Raw genomic sequence first — 17,272 nt, forward strand, 5'->3', positions numbered from 1 at the left:
AAAAACACTTAGATGTAATGGAATTTTCTTTTATATTCTAAAATATTATCAAAAATCAACTGAGTCACATCAAAATATTATCATTTCATGTCCGGTTGTTGAGAAATTGTGAACAGAAAATGTGAGCATAATATGACAATGGGACCCTTCGTATTTTTTGAAGGAAGGAGCCATGCTATTATAGGTTTATCAAGAGGAGCGGGTTGTATGGTAGGCAAGTTTGCTCACTCATTGATATGCTATGTTACTCATATATCTCGTACATGACTTCGACAACATATAAACCCCCCCTATTTTTTATATGGTCACGTACGGATTACAAAAGACTCCAATGCTGTAGTGGGCATTGGAGTCTTTTTTGTTTTTATAATTTAATTGTTGCTACTTCATGCATGTAATCGCCAAGTACGCGTAAGCCCTGGTCGAAGTTTTCCAGGTGGAAATGTTCGTTCGGAGCATGGAAGTTTTCGCTTGAAAGACCGAAGCCCATTAACACAACAGGCAAGCCCAAAATTTCATCGAATGCTGCAACGATTGGAATCGATCCGCCACCGCGTGTATAAGCTGTCGGTACTTCATACACTTTTTCATATGAACGGCCTGCCGCCTGAATTGCCGGGTGGTCAAACGGTGTTAAATAAGGTTTTCCTTTATCGAATTCAGAAATCGTTACTTCGACACCTGTTGGTTTATGCTTTTCGATATGTGCTTTCAGTAAAGCGACAATTTCTTCCGGATCTTGGTCCGGTACTAAACGGCATGTAATTTTTGCACCGGCTTCAGCAGGTAATACTGTTTTAATGCCTTCACCTGAGAAGCCGCCGAATACGCCGTTCACTTCCAATGTTGGACGTGCCCATGTTTGTTCCAAGTAAGAATAGCCAGCTTCACCGAATAATTCTTTTACACCGACTTCTTCTTTTAATGCATCTTCATCAAAATTCAGATCGCGGTAAGCTTGACGCTCTTCTTCAGACAGGGGACGCACTGAATCATAGAAACCTTCTACTTGAATTGTCCCATGCTCATCACGGAAAGAGGCTAAAATTTCTGCAAGTGCATGGATTGCGTTTTGAACACCGCCGCCATAAAGACCGGAGTGCAAGTCACCTTTTGCACCGCGCACATCAATTTGCACACCTGTTAAGCCGCGCAAACCGTAGCATACTGCCGGTTTGCCTTTCGCATAAAGACCTGTATCGGAAATGACAATTAAGTCTGCCGCTAATTTTTCTTTATTGTCTTCTGTATATTTTGGCAGGGATGGACTGCCGATTTCCTCTTCACCTTCATAAATGAATTTCACGTTAACCGGTAATGTACCTTCTGTAGCGAATAACGCTTCAATCATTTTTAAATGCATGAACACTTGTCCTTTATCATCCGAAGAACCACGTGCAAACAGTTTATTGTCACGGATGGCCGGTTCGAAAGGAGGTGTTTCCCATAAGTTTAGAGGGTCCACTGGTTGTACATCATAATGACCGTAGAATAGAATTGTCGGTTTGCCTTCAGCATGAAGCCACTCGCCGTAAACGACCGGATGTCCGGCTGTTTCATCTACTGATACGTTTTCGATGTTTAATGATTTTAAGTGGTCTGCCAGCCAGTTTGCCGCTGATAACATATCTGCTTTATGCTCAGATAAAGCGGAAATACTAGGAATGCGTAAAAATTCGTTTAACTCTGCTAAATGACGTTCACGGTTTTCTGTGAAGTAAGCATCTAATTTTTCTAAATGACTCATATGGTTGAGTGCCTCCCTTTATTTCGATATTTCGGTTATGGAAATAATTATAGCATAGAACATATGGAAATCAGCTTTCCATCTTTCCTTTTTTTGAGCCTGCATCAAACACCAAATACAATGTCGCCGTTGCGATTGCAAAGACAATTCCGCCATATAAAGGCAAGTAGATGGATTCCATCATGAGGGAAATTGTCATTAAAAGTGTGAAGGAGATGAGCAAGTGCGCAAAGTATTTATGTAACCGGTGATGCTGTATTGTTTTTAATTCAATCAGGACATCGGATACCATGACAAGGCCAAACTCTATGATTCCGTAAATTAGGATGAACCCAATTAAGTTGCCCCAGCTTTCAAATTCAATTCCGACAAGCAGTAAAATACCTACTTCCACGGAAATCGCGACCCCGATAATTGCAATAAATAACAAACTAATAAAAATAAAGCCGATAAAACCTCCGAATTTTTTCATATAGACTCCTAACAATTTTGAATAGATCATAGTTAGTATAAATGATTTCCGGAAAAAAAGAGGGAAGCGCGCTCACGTAAAAGGATATAAAATACCTGCAGTAAGCACACTTTTTCAAATGGCCCACTACAGGTATTAACTTAAGCTTTTACCGTCATGTTTTTCGTCAGCTGACGAATTGTATAAACTAAAGCGCTGATTATGATCGCATTTAACAATACAATGATAATCGCCGAGTAGTTTTCTACACTGATAGTGCTGAAAATTTCCAATGGCAGCTCTTCACCCCATAACCCCGAGTGAATGAAAATGACAAGAACCGAAATTAAAATAAAACTCACGCCCATAACAAGATTCATTCTTTGGAATCCTGCAGCGATAAACCAGCCGACTAAATAAAATACGACAATATCCAATGCCAGTTTCACAAAATATAAAGCCATTTGTTCAAAGCTATTAGTGCTACCAAAGATCAAGTATTCAATTCCGTATAAAATGGAAGTTAACAATGTAAAGGAGACAGTCAGAAGGAAAATACCCATGACATTTCCTTTAAAATACGCTTTTCGTGTAATGCCCATCGATACGAAATATTGAAGAAAAGGCCCCATAGATAAAATTCCGCATACTAGGAAAAAGATACGCGCGGAATTACCGAGCAGAACGGCAATTGAAGTTTCAGAATCTTCTTCCATAAAAGTAGGGACACTCATCTCAAAGCTATTCCCTGAGAAATTCGAAAAAACAAGACTCCCAATATAGATGGCTAAAACAATCCCCATAAACCAAAGGGTCCAGCCGCCGATTACTTGAAACATGGAAATACCGACGACAAATGATTTTTTCGTTTTCATATTATGATTCCTCCTCCGTCAAATGGATAAATAGCTCCTGCAATGTAATCTGCGCAATTTGTAATCCATTCGCACGCTGTTTTTCTTCTTCTGAAAGCTGTCCATAAACCATCGCCTGCTTTGTGCTTCCAAGAACTTGCTCTTTTAAAACGGTTTTTCCGATTGTAAATGCATCGACCTTTTCAATCGGCCCCGTCACCGTAACCCCTCGCGTTGTGAACGTATCAAGATCTTCGTGAATGATAATTTCACCTTGGTCGAGTATAATAACTTCCTCAAACATCGATTCCATTTCCGAAATTAAATGCGTCGATAAGATGATTGTTCGCGGATGCTCCATATAATCGTTTAATACTTCTTCATAAAATTTTACGCGTGCAGGTGCGTCCATTCCTAAATAGGCTTCATCAAAAATCGTAATTGCACATCGACTTGCTAAACCGATTACGACATGCATTGCAGACATCATCCCTCGTGATAGGGAGGAGACCGCTACATCTTCAGGGAGGCGGAAGCGTTGCATCAGCTCTTTTGCATAGTCTTCATCGAAATTCGGACGGAATGCTGCTGCTTGCTTAATGTATTTCCATACTTTTTCCGACTCGTCGAGCTTTATATCCCGGATAAAAATAATATTTTCCATTAAATCTTCATTTTCAAAAACAGAAGCACCGTCGATTGCTACATGTCCGGAAGTTGCCTCGGCAAAGCTCGCAAGCAGTGAGAGCATTGTTGTTTTTCCGGCTCCATTACGACCGAGCAATCCGTATATTTTATTTGTTTCTAACGTAAGGGAAATATTTTTGAGTATTTGTTTATTTTTTAACTGAAGAGAGACATCTTCAAATTGAATGACATTGTACATATTTGAACCCTACCTTTCGTATGAATCGATCATTTTTTGAATTTCCTCTTTCGTCATGCCGAGTTTCTTTGCCTCAGCGATTAGCGGTTCAATATATTGCTGTTGAAATTGAGAAATTCGTCGGTTTCGCAGCATTTCAAATGCGCCATCTGCGACAAACATCCCAACGCCACGTTTTTTATAGACAACTCCTGAATCCACCAGCTGATTAAAACCTTTTAAAATCGTGGCTGGATTTATTTTATAATGTGCAACGAGCTGATTTGTTGAAGGAATCTGATCACCATCTTTTAAAACGCCATTTACAATATCATCCTCAATCATTTCTGCGATCTGTTGGAAAATGGGCTTCGTATCATCGAATGTTAATCGCATTGTTTTCCTCCTCTCACTCTTGGTTGTATGGTTAACTATATGAGTAGCTAACCTAAAAGTCAAGCAATAATATAATGTGTTTTTAGATAAAAATGGAAAGCAATCGGTGCAACTTCTGCCTAAATACGCTACGATAAAAATAATAAATCCAAAAGGGTGATCAGGATGTTCTATATATTGCTAAGTTATTTATTCGGTACAATCCTTTTTGCAGTCGTTATAGGGAAAGTAAAAGGAATTGATCTGCAACATGTGAATAGCGGCAATCTTGGGGCACGAAATGCCGGGCGCACATTAGGAAAGTGGGCTTTTATCCTCGTGGCGGTGGGGGATGGTTTGAAAGGGCTAATCGTTGTGATAGCAGGGCGTATGCTTGAGTTACCAGAACTGACAATTGCTCTTGCCGTCATCGCTGTAGTGCTTGGCCATCTGTACCCGTTTTGGAATCGAGGAAAAGGCGGAAAAGGAGTCGCAACGGTAATCGGAGCAATGGTCGCTTTTTCGCCGCTACTGATATTCGTATTTTTAGCAGGTTTTTTATTGAGCCTGTTTGTAGCAAAAAGTGCAACACTCAGCATGACAGGTGGATTCATCTTATATGGAATAGTAGTGAGCGTATATATGGAGGCAGGGTTTATCGTATCGATTGCACTTGTTCTCGTTATTTGGAAACAGCGTCATAGCATTGTTGAAAGGGTGAAACCGAATGTACTGGAGTAAAATTGCAGCAACAGATGAAGAATTCGATGCAATCGCAGCATTAAACTATGAGACATTTGTGGAGGAAATTCCCCAGCATGAGCACAATCCGTCGCGTCGTCTTGTCGATAAATTTCATGATGAAAATGTATATGTCATTGTTTATAAAAAAACGGAAATGGTCGGCATGGTCGCATTCCGTGATACACGGCCATTTTCAATCGACCGGAAAATCGGGGATGTGGAAAACTATTTGGATGCAGAAGTTTGTGGACATTTATGTGAAATCCGGCTGCTTGCAGTGAAAAAGGATCACCGGAACGGACGTGTTTTTACGAAGCTTGCAACAGCAATCTACCGCTATTTTTATGATGAGGGGTATACAGCATGTGTCATTTCCGGAACGGTACGCGAAGAAAAAATGTATACACAGATGGGATTCAGACAATTTGCTGCAGCTGTCGGGACAGAGGACGCGCGTTATTTGCCGATGGTGTTAACACGGCAGGACAGTGCGGTTTTCCGTGAGCGTCTGCGTGAACAGAATAGTGTATTTTTCCCGGGGCCGGTTGCATTGGAAAAGCCGCTCATCCCATCAACAATTTCTCACCGCTCCGTAAAATTCCGGCAAGAGCTTGAACATATGAAAGATGAATTATGTAAGCTTGCAAAGGCGAATTACGTCATACCGCTTGTCGGTACAGGAACACTTGCCAATGATGCGATGCTCGGCCAGATGAAAAGTGAATTTCCTAATGAAGCCGGACTAGTATTAGTGAACGGGGAATTCAGCGATCGTCTTTATAATCAGGGAAAACAGTGGGGACTACATATTGAAAAGGTCGATATTGGATGGGGGAAACCATTCGATATTGCGCAAATTGAAGCATATTTACAAAAGGACAGTTATCGTTACATTGTATTTGTCCATGGCGAAACGTCGAACAGTACATTGAATCCGCTCGATGAGTTAACGGAGCTCGCTGAAAAATATGATATAAAGCTGTGTGCAGACTGTATTAGTTCGTTTGGTTCCGTGATGCTTTCGATGCAGGGGCTTCATTATGCAACAGCAGTCAGCGGGAAGTCACTTGGCACGATGGCGGGACTTGCTTTCATCTTTTGTAAGGAACGGCCGGTTTCCAGTGATGCGCCGTTATATATGAATTTGCCTTATTATATTGAGAAACAAATTCCGTTTACCATGCCGCATTATTTGGTGGAGGCAGTCAGCGATGCACTCAAGTTGTATCCGGAACGCTTTGAAGTATTGAAAAAGCGGATGGAAACAATCAAAAATTCAGCGCTTGATGTAACGGCAACTTATCCGATGATTGCAACATGGGAACATCCAAAAATGGCTGAAATTCTGACAATATGCGCATTAAACGGCTTTTTGCTGCATGGTGACAGCGCTTATTTAAAAGAACGCAACATCGCTCAAATCAGCACAATCCAGCCAACTTTCGATAAGGATTTTAAAAGATTACAACAACTGCTTACTTATGTAATGGAAACGTTGTAGGGGGTTAAGGGATAGTTGATTGGAATGGAGGGGAGGCGACTCCTTGGGGACCAGCTACATGAAGTGACGTTTACTAATAAATAGAAAGTATAATGCAGAAACATTAATTTCGTTCAAATGATTACAACCAATCTTACAGCATTGTAAGGTAATTGAAAGCCAATCCGATAGAGTGTAATAGTTTAATTTGGCACAATAAGGTCATAAGGAAATTTAACATACACATACGATGTAATTATGCCAAGGTGCACTTCATATAAAATCTATCGGAGGACTTTCAAATGAACGAATTATTAACGACTATTTATGATGAATACAACCGCTACATTTACCATCTTTGCTTAAAGCTTACACGCAATCAAAACGAAGCAGAAGATTTAATGCAGGAAGTTTGGGTAAAAGTTGTACGCTATGAAGAATCTGTATCAAAAGTAGACCATGTAAAAGCATGGCTTACAACAATTACGATGAATACATTCCGCGACCGCTATCGCAAAAATGTACGTCGCAGTAAATACATGATGAATCAACCTGAACAATTAGACGTACCGATTTTAGATTTGGTTCCCAACAATGATTTTACGACAGAAGAACTTGTGGAAAAAACAGAAATCACAAAAATCGTGCAAGAGAAAATGGGCCAGCTTGATAGCATTTACCAAAAAACTTTATGGTATTTCTATGTTGACCAATTCTCATTAGCCGAAATTTCCGAGCTGATGAAAGTATCAATCGGTACCGTGAAATCTCGCCTGTTCCGCGCAAAAGCACGCTTAAAAGAAATTTTATTATCCGACAATGGTGTCGCAGAAGCAGTATTGGCTTAGTAATAGTTAGGACGAAAGCTATGGCAGAAAGTTGCCGTAGCTTTTTTTGTGTGAATGGAAAGTGGCTGTTATCTTATTGTGATTGACTAATATCGAAGCAAGTTTGACTAAAATCAGTGAAGGAATGGCTAATAACTAAGAGAGTTAGACTAATATCAGTGAAAGAATGACTAATATCCGCAGAAAAGTGACTAATAAAATTACACACGATGACAAGCTGTTACTTTTCAAAGTAAGTGGCGATTCAAAACAGGGGAGGAGCTAAACAAAAAACACATGAGCATCCGCTGCTCATGTGTTTTAAAACTTCGTACATTTATCAAAGATTGCCGTTAAAGTTTTTATTTCATCTTCTGTTAACATACCGAAAAGGTTTTCAAAAAGATTATCTACTTGCTGACGAGAGCGTTCGAGCACTTCGATTCCTTCTTCGGTAATATGAATTTGCGAAGCGCGGCGATCCGTTTCATTTTGTGTTTTTTCAATGAGCCCCGCCTTAATGAGCTTCGTCGTCAAAACGGTCACGCCACCTGTTGTCACTTTCAACTTTTCCGCAATGGCAGAAGGGCGCTTTGGTCCGTCTGTATGCAAGTAAGCCAAGATTAAAATATGTGATTTCGAGAAGCCTAACTGATTTTGACTGTTCCATTGATTAGCAATTTTGCGTTCCAACGATGTCATTTTTTCAAAAAGTTCGGTTAACTGCTCGCGTTTATGCTCATTCATCAGTGTCAACTCCAAATGTTATCACTATTCTACGGCTAATTTTTGAAGGGCATTTAATTCAAATGCACGCACTTTACGAGGGATGAAACGACGAATGTCCATTTCGTTATAGCCGATCTGAATGCGTTTTTCATCAAGTAAAATAGGGCTGCGCAACATACGAGGATGCTGCTGTATTAAGTTGTACAGTTCTTGAATGGATAACTGGTCAATATCAATGTCCAGGTTTTTGAAATCATTTGAGTTTGTCGCAATAATTTCATCCGTTCCATCTTCTGTCATACTTAAAATATGTTTAAACTCTGCTAAAGTCAAAGATTGAGAAGTTGTTCTTTTTTCAGTATAAGTAATATTATTTTCGTTTAGCCATTTCAATGCTTTTCGTGATGAGGAACAGCTCGATTGTGTATAGATTGTTACTGTCATAATTAATTTCCTCGCTTTCCCATAATCAATAATTTGGTGATAGCTTAGTTGTAAGACATTTACTTATAATAATATCTTACCAGTAAGCTATTTATAATGCAATAAGTTTATTATATGTTTCCCTTTAACTGTTTACCCATTCTTCTAATAAATTATACGTATAAAACTATAAAAAGTTTCTAATTTAATATTACAGTTTTGTAAAGTAGAAATTAGAAGAGAGAGGGGACTGCTGGGTGCGGTTAGTTTTGAACAGAAAATTATTCTAATATGTAGTTGAAGTGCTCTAAAAGACCGCGACTTTTTAATATATTCTCGAAATATTCCAGATAGAACTTCCTGTTTAAAAACTTTTTCTGGAATAAGAGGAGATAGAACTGCGATTACCCAATAAAACAGCAATTGTTCCGATAAGTTAGGCAGGTACCTAATAAAGCTCGAACATCTACTATATTCGTCAGTTATACTGGAAAGTCCTTGCTAAGAATTATTCTGTTGGAAAATAATTCTAAAAAATAATTGAAAATTTCAATTATTTGCCACAATTTTCTTTCGGTGCAATAAAAAAAGCGCACTCCTTAAAAAGAGTGCACTGCTTCATTATTTAAATTCGTTTAATTCCTTCGTTTCACGAGTCGTGAACCAGTCTTGCACGTTCCATACTTTCGTCGCTAAACCTTCATAGAAATCCGGTTCATGCGATACAAGAACAATTGTACCTTTGAATTCCTTCATGGCGCGTTTAAGCTCTTCTTTTGCATCAACGTCCAAATGGTTTGTCGGTTCGTCAAAGATCAGCCAGTTTGTTTGATCCATCATAAGCTTGCAAAGACGTACTTTTGCCTGCTCACCACCTGAAAGTGAATTCAGCGGACGAGTAATATGGTCTGTCTTCAGGCCGGCACGTGCCAATGCTGCACGAACTTGTGCCTGTTCCATAGAAGGGAACGCATTCCAAACATCATCAATCGGTGTGATTTTATCTGCTTTTACTTCCTGTTCGAAGTAAGATGGCTCCAAATAGTCGCCTAAAATTACTTTACCGTCCAATGGCTGAACTTTGCCTAACATCGTTTTTAGTAAAGTTGATTTCCCGACACCGTTCATGCCGACTAACGCAATTTTTTCACCACGTTCGATTTGGAATGTAAGTGGTGGTAATAAAGGTTTTTCTTTATCATAGCCAATTACCAGGTTTTCAGCTTCCACTACGTAACGGCCAGGTGTACGCGCTTCTTTAAAGCTGAACTCCGGTTTCACAGCAGTTTCCGGGCGATCGATTCGCTCCATACGATCCAGCTGCTTTGCACGTGATTTTGCACGACCGCTTGTTGAGTAGCGTGCTTTGTTTCGTGCAATGAAATCTTCCTGCTGCTTAATAAATTCCTGCTGTTTTTCATAAGCATCGATATGCTGGCGCTTATTGATTTCCGCAAGCTCGATAAATTTCTCATATGTCGCAGTGTAACGCGTCATTTTCGCAAATTCTAAATGTAAAATTACATCGACAACATTGTTCATGAATTCCGTATCATGTGAAATTAATAGGAATGCATAAGGGTAGTTTTTCAAGTAATTTTTCAGCCAGGTAACATGTTCTTCATCAAGATAGTTCGTAGGCTCGTCCAGTAATAATACTTTCGGTTTTTCAAGTAAAAGCTTAGCCAGTAAAACTTTTGTACGCTGACCACCGGATAATGCGGCAACATCGCGCTCCAGACCAATTGCATCCAATCCTAAACCACGGGCGATTTCATCGATTTTCATATCAAGATTATAGAAATCACCAGCATCAAGTGCATCCTGAATTTCAGACATTTCTTCCAATAGGCTGTCGTAATCTGCATCAGGCTCGCCTAATTCAACTGAAATTTCATTTAAACGCTCTTCCTTCTTATATAAAGGGGCAAACGCATCACGTAATGCATCACGCATAGAACGGCCGGCAGTTAAAACAGTATGCTGATCCAGATAACCGTAATGTGTACCCGGCAGCCATTCTACTTTACCTTCATCATGAATTGCCTGTCCTGTGATGATGCTCATCAATGTCGATTTCCCAACACCGTTTGCACCAACAAGTCCGATATGATCGCCTTCAACAAGACGGAATGAAACTTCTTTAAATAAGGTACGGTCACCAAATGAATGACCTAAATTTTCAACAGTTAATATTGCCATATAATAATCCTCCGAGTGTTTTGATTGTGTAAGTAATAGTATGTTAAAAGTAATATAAAATTAGCGGATATTTTAGTTGATTGGAGTGTAGGCGGTGAGTGCAACTGCCGGCTCCGCCTTTCGTTGCAGAGCGAAGCGGAGTTAAAGAAGTCACTCAAAGCTTCCTGGGGGAATAGCGTGACACCTGAGATTACAGGCTCAGGCCATGCCCCGGAAAGCGTCCGCCGAAACGGAAATCAACGTATACCAAAGACGGCATTATATTACCTTAGTTTTTGCTCAAAAAAAACCCGCAACATTAAAGTGCTGCGAGCTGTTTGTTTAGTTCTGCTAGCCGTGCTTCCATATTTTCAAGGCGTGCGAGCGCTTGTTTTACTGAGTCTGCATGGCCAAGTGATTCAAGCTTTTCCATATCGCCTTGAAGATTGATGTAATCATTCTTTAATTCGGCGATTTCCTGCTGAAGCTGGTCTTTTGTTTGCATCATTAATTACTCCTTTATTTTCGGAAATTAATCTTTTCATATTGTAACATAATGCATACATTTATGTGTTGGGGAAAGCCTAATTTTTTAAGTTAAATATGTGCCATATTGTGACGTGCATAAGCTAAATCGAGAAGCAGATTTTTCAGTATTTCATTGTTTGTCAGAATTTCAAGACTGCGCTGCTTGCGGACAGCCCGTTCACGGCGCTGTTCGTGGAGCAAGAGTTCCATCACGGCATTTTGAATTATGGACTGCTTCATTTTCCGGCCCAGCCCGATATGGATAAAGCCGTTCATCTCACGTGTGAATGCATAGTTCAGCTCATTGTCCTGCTGAGCCGTTGTAATACAAGGGATTCCGGCTGCCGCCACTTTATATGGCGTATAGTTGGCATTGCAAATAATCAAGTCTGCTTGCGGCATCAGCTCGAGCAGGGCATCGGATTTTCGGACGATCACGGTATTTTTTCGGCTTAACGCCATCATTTTTAGACTATCGATGTCATGAGGGTAGTCATCGTCAATCGCAACCGAAATTTTCAATGGGATTTGCAGCTGTGTCAGGTGGCGTAAAGTGCGGTAAGTCAGATTGTTGCTATCCCCATCTTCAAATGCGACAACAATATGCGGAAGTGAATCTTTAATCGAGCTATCGGGTTTTTCAAGGATTTGATGTGCGACTTTTTCTAAACTAGGCGGTACGGCAAATGCATAGCTGCCGGCAAGCTCATGTGTATGCGGCTCTTCATGGGATTCCCCGAACAACGCAACAATATGACAGTCGCTAAGCTGTGCGCCCATGCCAAAATCGTCAAAATGAACAATCGTCGGGCAAAACGGTTTAATCATTTCAATTTGTTCGACTTGGGTATCTTTACCTTCATGGATGATTAAATGAGGCTCAAATTCATGGATTTTCTTTTTAAGTTCGTTAAAACGTTCAAACTTTACAATATTTAAGCCAGTTTGGGCCAATTTATCAAGAAGCTGTTCATTTGCAGTTTTTACAAAGAGAACGACCTCTTCATCCTGCAACAGATTTGCCAAAGTTACTGCACGCTCAAAAGGATATGTTCCTTTAATCTCACAATGCTCGATAATCCATATAATTTTTCTTTTTTGCACGTAAATCCCATCCTTTCCACTATCTCTATAAAATATGGTGGAATTGCCGAAATTATGAATGAGAGAGTTTTCTGCTTATACATACATCAAAATTTAGAAAAGAGGAAACATATGAAAACGATGCGCTCAGCGTTGGTCGTAGGTGCAACAGGATTGGTCGGTTCTTCACTTGTGAAGTTATTATGCGAGAGTGAGGAGTATGCTGCAGTCAATGTCATTTCGAGAAGGCCGCTTGATTTTAAGCACCCAAAATTAGTTGTTAAGCTATGTGAATTCGATCAGATTGCCGACAAGGATATTGAATTTGCTCATGAAGTATTTTGTTGCTTAGGAACGACGATGAAAAAAGCGGGTTCAAAGCAGCAGTTTGAAAAGGTCGATTTTGAGTATCCGTTAACAATTGCAGCAATCGCAAAAAACCGCGGGGTCGGTCATTTTATTGTAATTTCCGCAATGGGAGCAAATGAAAGGGCACTTGCTTATTATAGTAAGGTAAAGGGGAAATTGGAGGCAGAACTCATTAATATGGACTTCCCTCGATTATCAATCGTACGTCCATCCCTCATTACAGGAGATCGCCAAGAATTCCGTCTGGGAGAAACGATTGGCGATAAAGTATTAAAGGTACTTAACCCGGTTTTGGTCGGACCGCTGAAAAAGCTGCATTCCATCCCAGCAATGCAAATCGCATTGGCGATGAAAGTGATCGCACTTCAGGGGAAAGAGCAAAAAGTGGCGATTTACTTATCAGATGAGCTGCTGGAAATGCAAATGCCCATGATCGAAAAGGAAGAAGCTTTAGCAGATGAAGAAGTGACTTTTAACTGGGATAAATACAATAAACCGCCAGTAGACAGCGAGGATGAAGGGCGGGGTAAATAAAGGGAATCCATCTCACCTTGCAATCTGGTAAATTATTCTAATTCCCTTCCCGGTATAACAATGTCAGACGAAAGACTGAAATTGAACTTTACTAAGCAACAACCTATTAAAAAGCAATGTTATTCTGATACAATATGAGTACAATGATTTACATGGAGGAACATTTATGAAAATATTACTTGTCGATGGAACCATCTTTGGTCGTAAAACCGGTGTTCTTTTGGAACAGGTTCAACAATATATTCAAGCTTTCAACCCTTCGCTAGAATTAGAGATTTTATACTTCTCAAAATTACAGCATCAAATATTAGACGGAAGTCCGCTAAATGATGATATGAAAAAAATGATTCAAAAATTTGAAGAAGCGGATGCTTACATTTTTGCATCACCGATTTTCCAGGCATCGATTCCGGGCGTACTGAAAAATGCCTTTGATATGATTCCGCCAAAAGCTCTACGCTACAAGCCGGCCGCTATTATCGGCAACGGAGGAACTTACCAGCATCATTTAGTACTTGAAAACCAATTGCGTCCGATACTTGATTACTTCCGCTGCCTAGTTACACCAAACTATGTATACACACATGCGGATCACTTTGATAAAGAAAATAAAATTATCGACGAAGATGTGCACAATCGCCTGCGCGAACTTGCACGTGTATTCGTTCAATATTGTGAAATGACAAAAACATTATCCAAACAAGCAGTTGATATGCAATAACCATTAGAAGCCTCCATTAGTATATGGAAGCTTCTTTTTTTATTTCTTCGGCAAACGCAAAATATTCCTTCAAATGTTCATGAATATCCACTCGCGTATAATATTTTTCTATATTCCCCATAATTTAAAGTTGGGATGGTGCTATAATGATATTGTAAAAATTTGTAATGACTAGGAAGCACGAATAATTTCATTTGAATCCACCGTCATTTTGGAGTACCATGAATACTTATGTCAAAGTGAAGATTTTACTTCCGGAGCATTTGGAGGCGAACCGATAGATGGAACATACGATATGGCAACAGGAAGAGACACATTTAAAAGAAATCAGTGCTCTTCTCAAGCAACAAATAAAGATACAGTCCAATCAATTAAAAAAGCAAAAAGGCGACATTGTTGAGGAACGCTCACAAGCATCTTCGGAATTTAATGATGTTTCGGGGGAAAGTGCTATCCAGTTTTCGCAAATGCTGCAGACAATGCAATTGCGTGAACGGGAATATATGAATGCCAGCGAGCAATTAAGCAAAATGAAAATTTTATATAAAAGTCCGTATTTCGGGCGTATTTCAATTGAAAATGAAGAAGGGGAGCACGAACATTTATATATTGGCTTATCGACATTCCGCGAACCAAAAACGGATGATGTGCTGATTTATGACTGGCGTGCACCGATTTCAAGTCTTTTTTATGAAAATAAAGTAGGAAAAGCACGCTATCAGATTCCGGATGGAGAATATATTCCGGTAACGATTCAAGGCCGGCGTCAGTATAAAGTAAAGTATGATGAGCTGTTGCAAGTACTGGATGCGGATATTTATGTAGGCGATGAAGTGCTGCAAAGCCTGCTGAAGGATACGGCAAAAGAAAAGATGAAATCGATTGTCGCAACAATTCAAAGTGATCAGAACATCGTCATTCGTTCATCAAATAAAGATAATTTAATTGTACTGGGTCCCCCCGGCAGCGGAAAAACATCTGTTGCGATGCAGCGAATTGCTTATTTACTGTATGAATACCGTCAAACAATGAATGCACGCAGTATTTTGCTCATTTCCCCGTCCGATTTGTTCAATGACTACATTTCGAACGTATTGCCGGAGCTCGGTGAGGATAATGTCCAGCATACGACGTACTACCGTTTACTGCGGGATTTAAAATTATCTTATTATAAAGCAGAAACAAGCTACGAAAATATTGAACGTCTTCAAAAGGCGAGTAAGAAAGAACGCGAGCACTATGCATTTAAAGGCTCGCATGCATACGTCAAACAGTTGCTGAAATATATTGAAAGTCTAAAGAAAAGCGGCATGCCGTTTTATAATTTAAAGGTGGAAGGAACGCTTTTTGTTTCCGCAAAAAAACTGACAGATTTGTTTTATAACAAGTTCGGCACATTGGATATTGATTTTCGTCTGAAAAAAATCCGTACAGTACTGCTGGAAAAAATAGAACAAGAAAAAACGGAAGACCGCAAAGTATTAATGAAAGAATTAAAAGCGGTCAATACGTATATTGGAACAGATAAGGAAATCGAACAGCAGGCAAATGAAAAGCTGCAAAAAAGGTACGGCAAACTTGAAAGTGCGATTCATCAGCTAGGGTTTGTCAATTTAAACAAAATGTATCTGCATTCGTTAACATACCAAAATGATAATTTGAAGACACAGACGATTCAGGCTGCAACGACTGAAACACTGAAACAACGCATATTATATTACGAAGATTTGGCACCGATCATGTATATGCAAGCTGTTGTAAAAGGCTTATATACAGATAATACAATCAAACATATTGTCATTGATGAAATCCAGGACTATTCGTATTTGCAGCTGTTGACGATTAAAGCGATGCATCCGAAAGCGCATTACACATTATTGGGGGATAAAAACCAGGTCGTGCATCCGCAAATGAAGGACTCGCTTGCAGGTCCATTGTCCAAGCACTTCAAAGCAGTCGAGCTAAATAAATCGTATCGGTCGACAAATGAAATTACCGATTTTATGAGCGCGATTTTAAACAATACGACAACGGAGTCGCTTGGTGTATCAGGGGATAAGCCGCAAATTATCGAAACGAATGCAGTGCGCGAAACAATTGCCCAACTTGTCGGTTCACATTATAAAGAAGAGGAAAGCTTCGTTATTTTATGCAAAAATAAGCTGGCATGCGAACAATTATACAAAGAATTAAAACCACTTCTTCCACAGCTTCAGCTCGTTACAGAAGAACAGAAAGTATATATGAAGGGGCTGCTCATCATGCCAGGCTATATGGCGAAAGGCTTTGAGTTCACAACGGTTCTTGTGGCAGATGCGAATGCCCATGTATACAAGGAAGAGATGGATGCGTATTTACTGTATACAATTGCTTCACGTGCTACACGTCAATTATTTTTAGTGACGGACGGAATATTGCCGAAAGCGCTTGCCCATATAGGGGAACAGTATTATCGTAAAGAAGTGAACATTTAGGCGTCTTTATCGTCTAAAAGAAGAGAACTACTTTTTTAGGAGATATAAATGGAGAATTTTGATTTTATTTTAATTTTAAAGCATTTTATTATCGGTATTGTCCAAGGGTTAACTGAACCGATACCGGTGTCATCAAGCGGGCATGTCATGATTGTCAGTGAAATATTGGGAATGGGTGAACAAGGTTTTACATTCGCGATTCTAACGAATACGGCATCATTGATTGCGATTATGTTTATTTACCGTGAAGATATTATTCGATTAATCACTGGATTCCTAATGTTTATTAAAACACGTAATCCGCGTTACCGTGCTGACTTTAAATTTGCGCTTTACATCATTATCGGCTCGATTCCAGCAGGGGTGTTAGGTGTTCTGCTGAGCGATGTTATTGCAGATAATGTAAGCATGACGACAATCGCGATTATGCTGTTTGTGACAGGGATTGCCTTATGGTTAATTCGTAATTTACGCGGAACGAAACGTGATGGGGATTTATCGGCAAAAGATGCCCTATTAGTAGGTTTTGGGCAGGCAGTTGCATTAACACCGGGGATTAGCCGATCGGGAGCGACAATTATTTCGTCAATCGCTGTCGGAATGAAACAGGATACGGCGCTGCGGTTCTCATTCATGCTGTATATTCCGGTAAGTTTAGGCGGTGTCGTATTAGGGTTCACGGATTTCCTCGATGAACCAAACAAGATGGATTTAGCCCTTCCGTATACAGTCACATTCTTGGCGACATTGTTTATGACATATTTCGCTATGCGCTGGTTCATGGGCATTATGAAAAACGGAAAGCTGCATTACTTTACGTATTACTGCTTTTTAGTTGGTATCTTATTATTAATATTCTTTTAGAATGGATGAACACGCTTGTAGTC

At 39.8% G+C, this 17,272-nt stretch carries 17 protein-coding genes; 7 read left to right on the forward strand and 10 right to left on the reverse strand.

The window, feature by feature from the left end; all coding sequences use genetic code 11:
* Window positions 1-364: 364 nt before the first annotated feature.
* From MKX73_RS09230 to MKX73_RS09250, 5 genes are all read right to left on the reverse strand, one after another.
* On the reverse strand, window positions 365-1,747 hold the full coding sequence (locus MKX73_RS09230; protein WP_340717176.1) for a dipeptidase: 1,383 nt from the start codon (window positions 1,745-1,747) through the stop codon (window positions 365-367).
* 70 nt (window positions 1,748-1,817) lie between these two features.
* A complete protein-coding gene (locus MKX73_RS09235) occupies window positions 1,818-2,219 on the reverse strand; it encodes a YrvL family regulatory protein (RefSeq protein ID WP_340717177.1) in 402 nt (133 codons plus the stop codon).
* A gap of 140 nt (window positions 2,220-2,359) precedes the next feature.
* Complete coding sequence (locus MKX73_RS09240; protein WP_340717178.1) at window positions 2,360-3,073, reverse strand: hypothetical protein; 714 nt, start codon at window positions 3,071-3,073, stop codon at window positions 2,360-2,362.
* 1 nt (window position 3,074) lies between these two features.
* Window positions 3,075-3,938 carry an ABC transporter ATP-binding protein gene (locus MKX73_RS09245; RefSeq protein ID WP_340717179.1) on the reverse strand — a complete coding sequence of 288 codons (864 nt, stop codon included), beginning with the start codon at window positions 3,936-3,938 and terminating at the stop codon, window positions 3,075-3,077.
* A 9-nt stretch (window positions 3,939-3,947) separates the two neighbouring features.
* Complete coding sequence (locus MKX73_RS09250; protein ID WP_340717180.1) at window positions 3,948-4,313, reverse strand: GntR family transcriptional regulator; 366 nt, start codon at window positions 4,311-4,313, stop codon at window positions 3,948-3,950.
* A 177-nt stretch (window positions 4,314-4,490) separates the two neighbouring features.
* On the opposite strand from MKX73_RS09250, the gene MKX73_RS09255 reads away from it, so the two are divergent.
* The 3 genes from MKX73_RS09255 to MKX73_RS09265 all read left to right on the forward strand — a co-directional run bounded on the left by MKX73_RS09255 (window position 4,491) and on the right by MKX73_RS09265 (window position 7,364).
* Window positions 4,491-5,033, forward strand: coding sequence for a glycerol-3-phosphate acyltransferase (locus MKX73_RS09255; RefSeq protein ID WP_340717181.1), 543 nt, complete (start codon window positions 4,491-4,493; stop codon window positions 5,031-5,033).
* Entirely contained in the window at window positions 5,020-6,537 is a 1,518-nt protein-coding gene (locus MKX73_RS09260) for an aminotransferase class V-fold PLP-dependent enzyme (protein WP_340717182.1), read from the forward strand. Before MKX73_RS09255 ends, MKX73_RS09260 begins: the two co-directional genes overlap by 14 nt.
* Before the next feature lie 281 nt (window positions 6,538-6,818).
* Window positions 6,819-7,364 carry an RNA polymerase sigma factor gene (locus MKX73_RS09265; protein ID WP_251689971.1) on the forward strand — a complete coding sequence of 182 codons (546 nt, stop codon included), beginning with the start codon at window positions 6,819-6,821 and terminating at the stop codon, window positions 7,362-7,364.
* Between the two features lie 300 nt (window positions 7,365-7,664).
* Here MKX73_RS09265 and MKX73_RS09270 read toward each other — a convergent pair whose 3' ends face one another.
* From MKX73_RS09270 to MKX73_RS09290, 5 genes are all read right to left on the reverse strand, one after another.
* Complete coding sequence (locus MKX73_RS09270) at window positions 7,665-8,090, reverse strand: MarR family winged helix-turn-helix transcriptional regulator (RefSeq protein WP_340717183.1); 426 nt, start codon at window positions 8,088-8,090, stop codon at window positions 7,665-7,667.
* Window positions 8,091-8,114: 24 nt separating this feature from the next.
* On the reverse strand, window positions 8,115-8,516 hold the full coding sequence (spxA, locus tag MKX73_RS09275; protein WP_008404676.1) for a transcriptional regulator SpxA: 402 nt from the start codon (window positions 8,514-8,516) through the stop codon (window positions 8,115-8,117).
* A gap of 600 nt (window positions 8,517-9,116) precedes the next feature.
* Window positions 9,117-10,697 carry an ABC-F family ATP-binding cassette domain-containing protein gene (locus tag MKX73_RS09280; RefSeq protein WP_340717184.1) on the reverse strand — a complete coding sequence of 527 codons (1,581 nt, stop codon included), beginning with the start codon at window positions 10,695-10,697 and terminating at the stop codon, window positions 9,117-9,119.
* Between the two features lie 298 nt (window positions 10,698-10,995).
* Window positions 10,996-11,181: an SE1832 family protein gene (locus MKX73_RS09285; RefSeq protein ID WP_251689967.1), complete on the reverse strand. Its 186-nt coding sequence runs from the start codon at window positions 11,179-11,181 to the stop codon at window positions 10,996-10,998.
* A 92-nt stretch (window positions 11,182-11,273) separates the two neighbouring features.
* Window positions 11,274-12,308: a PseG/SpsG family protein gene (locus MKX73_RS09290; RefSeq protein WP_340717185.1), complete on the reverse strand. Its 1,035-nt coding sequence runs from the start codon at window positions 12,306-12,308 to the stop codon at window positions 11,274-11,276.
* A 111-nt stretch (window positions 12,309-12,419) separates the two neighbouring features.
* Between MKX73_RS09290 and MKX73_RS09295 the strand changes: the two genes are divergently transcribed.
* The 4 genes from MKX73_RS09295 to MKX73_RS09310 all read left to right on the forward strand — a co-directional run bounded on the left by MKX73_RS09295 (window position 12,420) and on the right by MKX73_RS09310 (window position 17,249).
* The gene (locus MKX73_RS09295; protein WP_340717186.1) at window positions 12,420-13,190 is read left to right on the forward strand and encodes an NAD(P)H-binding protein; all 771 of its coding nucleotides are present in this window, start codon (window positions 12,420-12,422) and stop codon (window positions 13,188-13,190) included.
* Window positions 13,191-13,356: 166 nt separating this feature from the next.
* Complete coding sequence (locus tag MKX73_RS09300; protein ID WP_008404666.1) at window positions 13,357-13,911, forward strand: NADPH-dependent FMN reductase; 555 nt, start codon at window positions 13,357-13,359, stop codon at window positions 13,909-13,911.
* Window positions 13,912-14,192: 281 nt separating this feature from the next.
* Window positions 14,193-16,385 carry an RNA polymerase recycling motor HelD gene (gene helD, locus MKX73_RS09305; protein WP_340717187.1) on the forward strand — a complete coding sequence of 731 codons (2,193 nt, stop codon included), beginning with the start codon at window positions 14,193-14,195 and terminating at the stop codon, window positions 16,383-16,385.
* Window positions 16,386-16,433: 48 nt separating this feature from the next.
* A complete protein-coding gene (locus MKX73_RS09310) occupies window positions 16,434-17,249 on the forward strand; it encodes an undecaprenyl-diphosphate phosphatase (RefSeq protein ID WP_340717188.1) in 816 nt (271 codons plus the stop codon).
* The last annotated feature ends 23 nt before the right edge of the window (window positions 17,250-17,272 follow it).

This window comes from Solibacillus sp. FSL W7-1436 (assembly GCF_038007305.1).
Classification (GTDB): domain Bacteria; phylum Bacillota; class Bacilli; order Bacillales_A; family Planococcaceae; genus Solibacillus.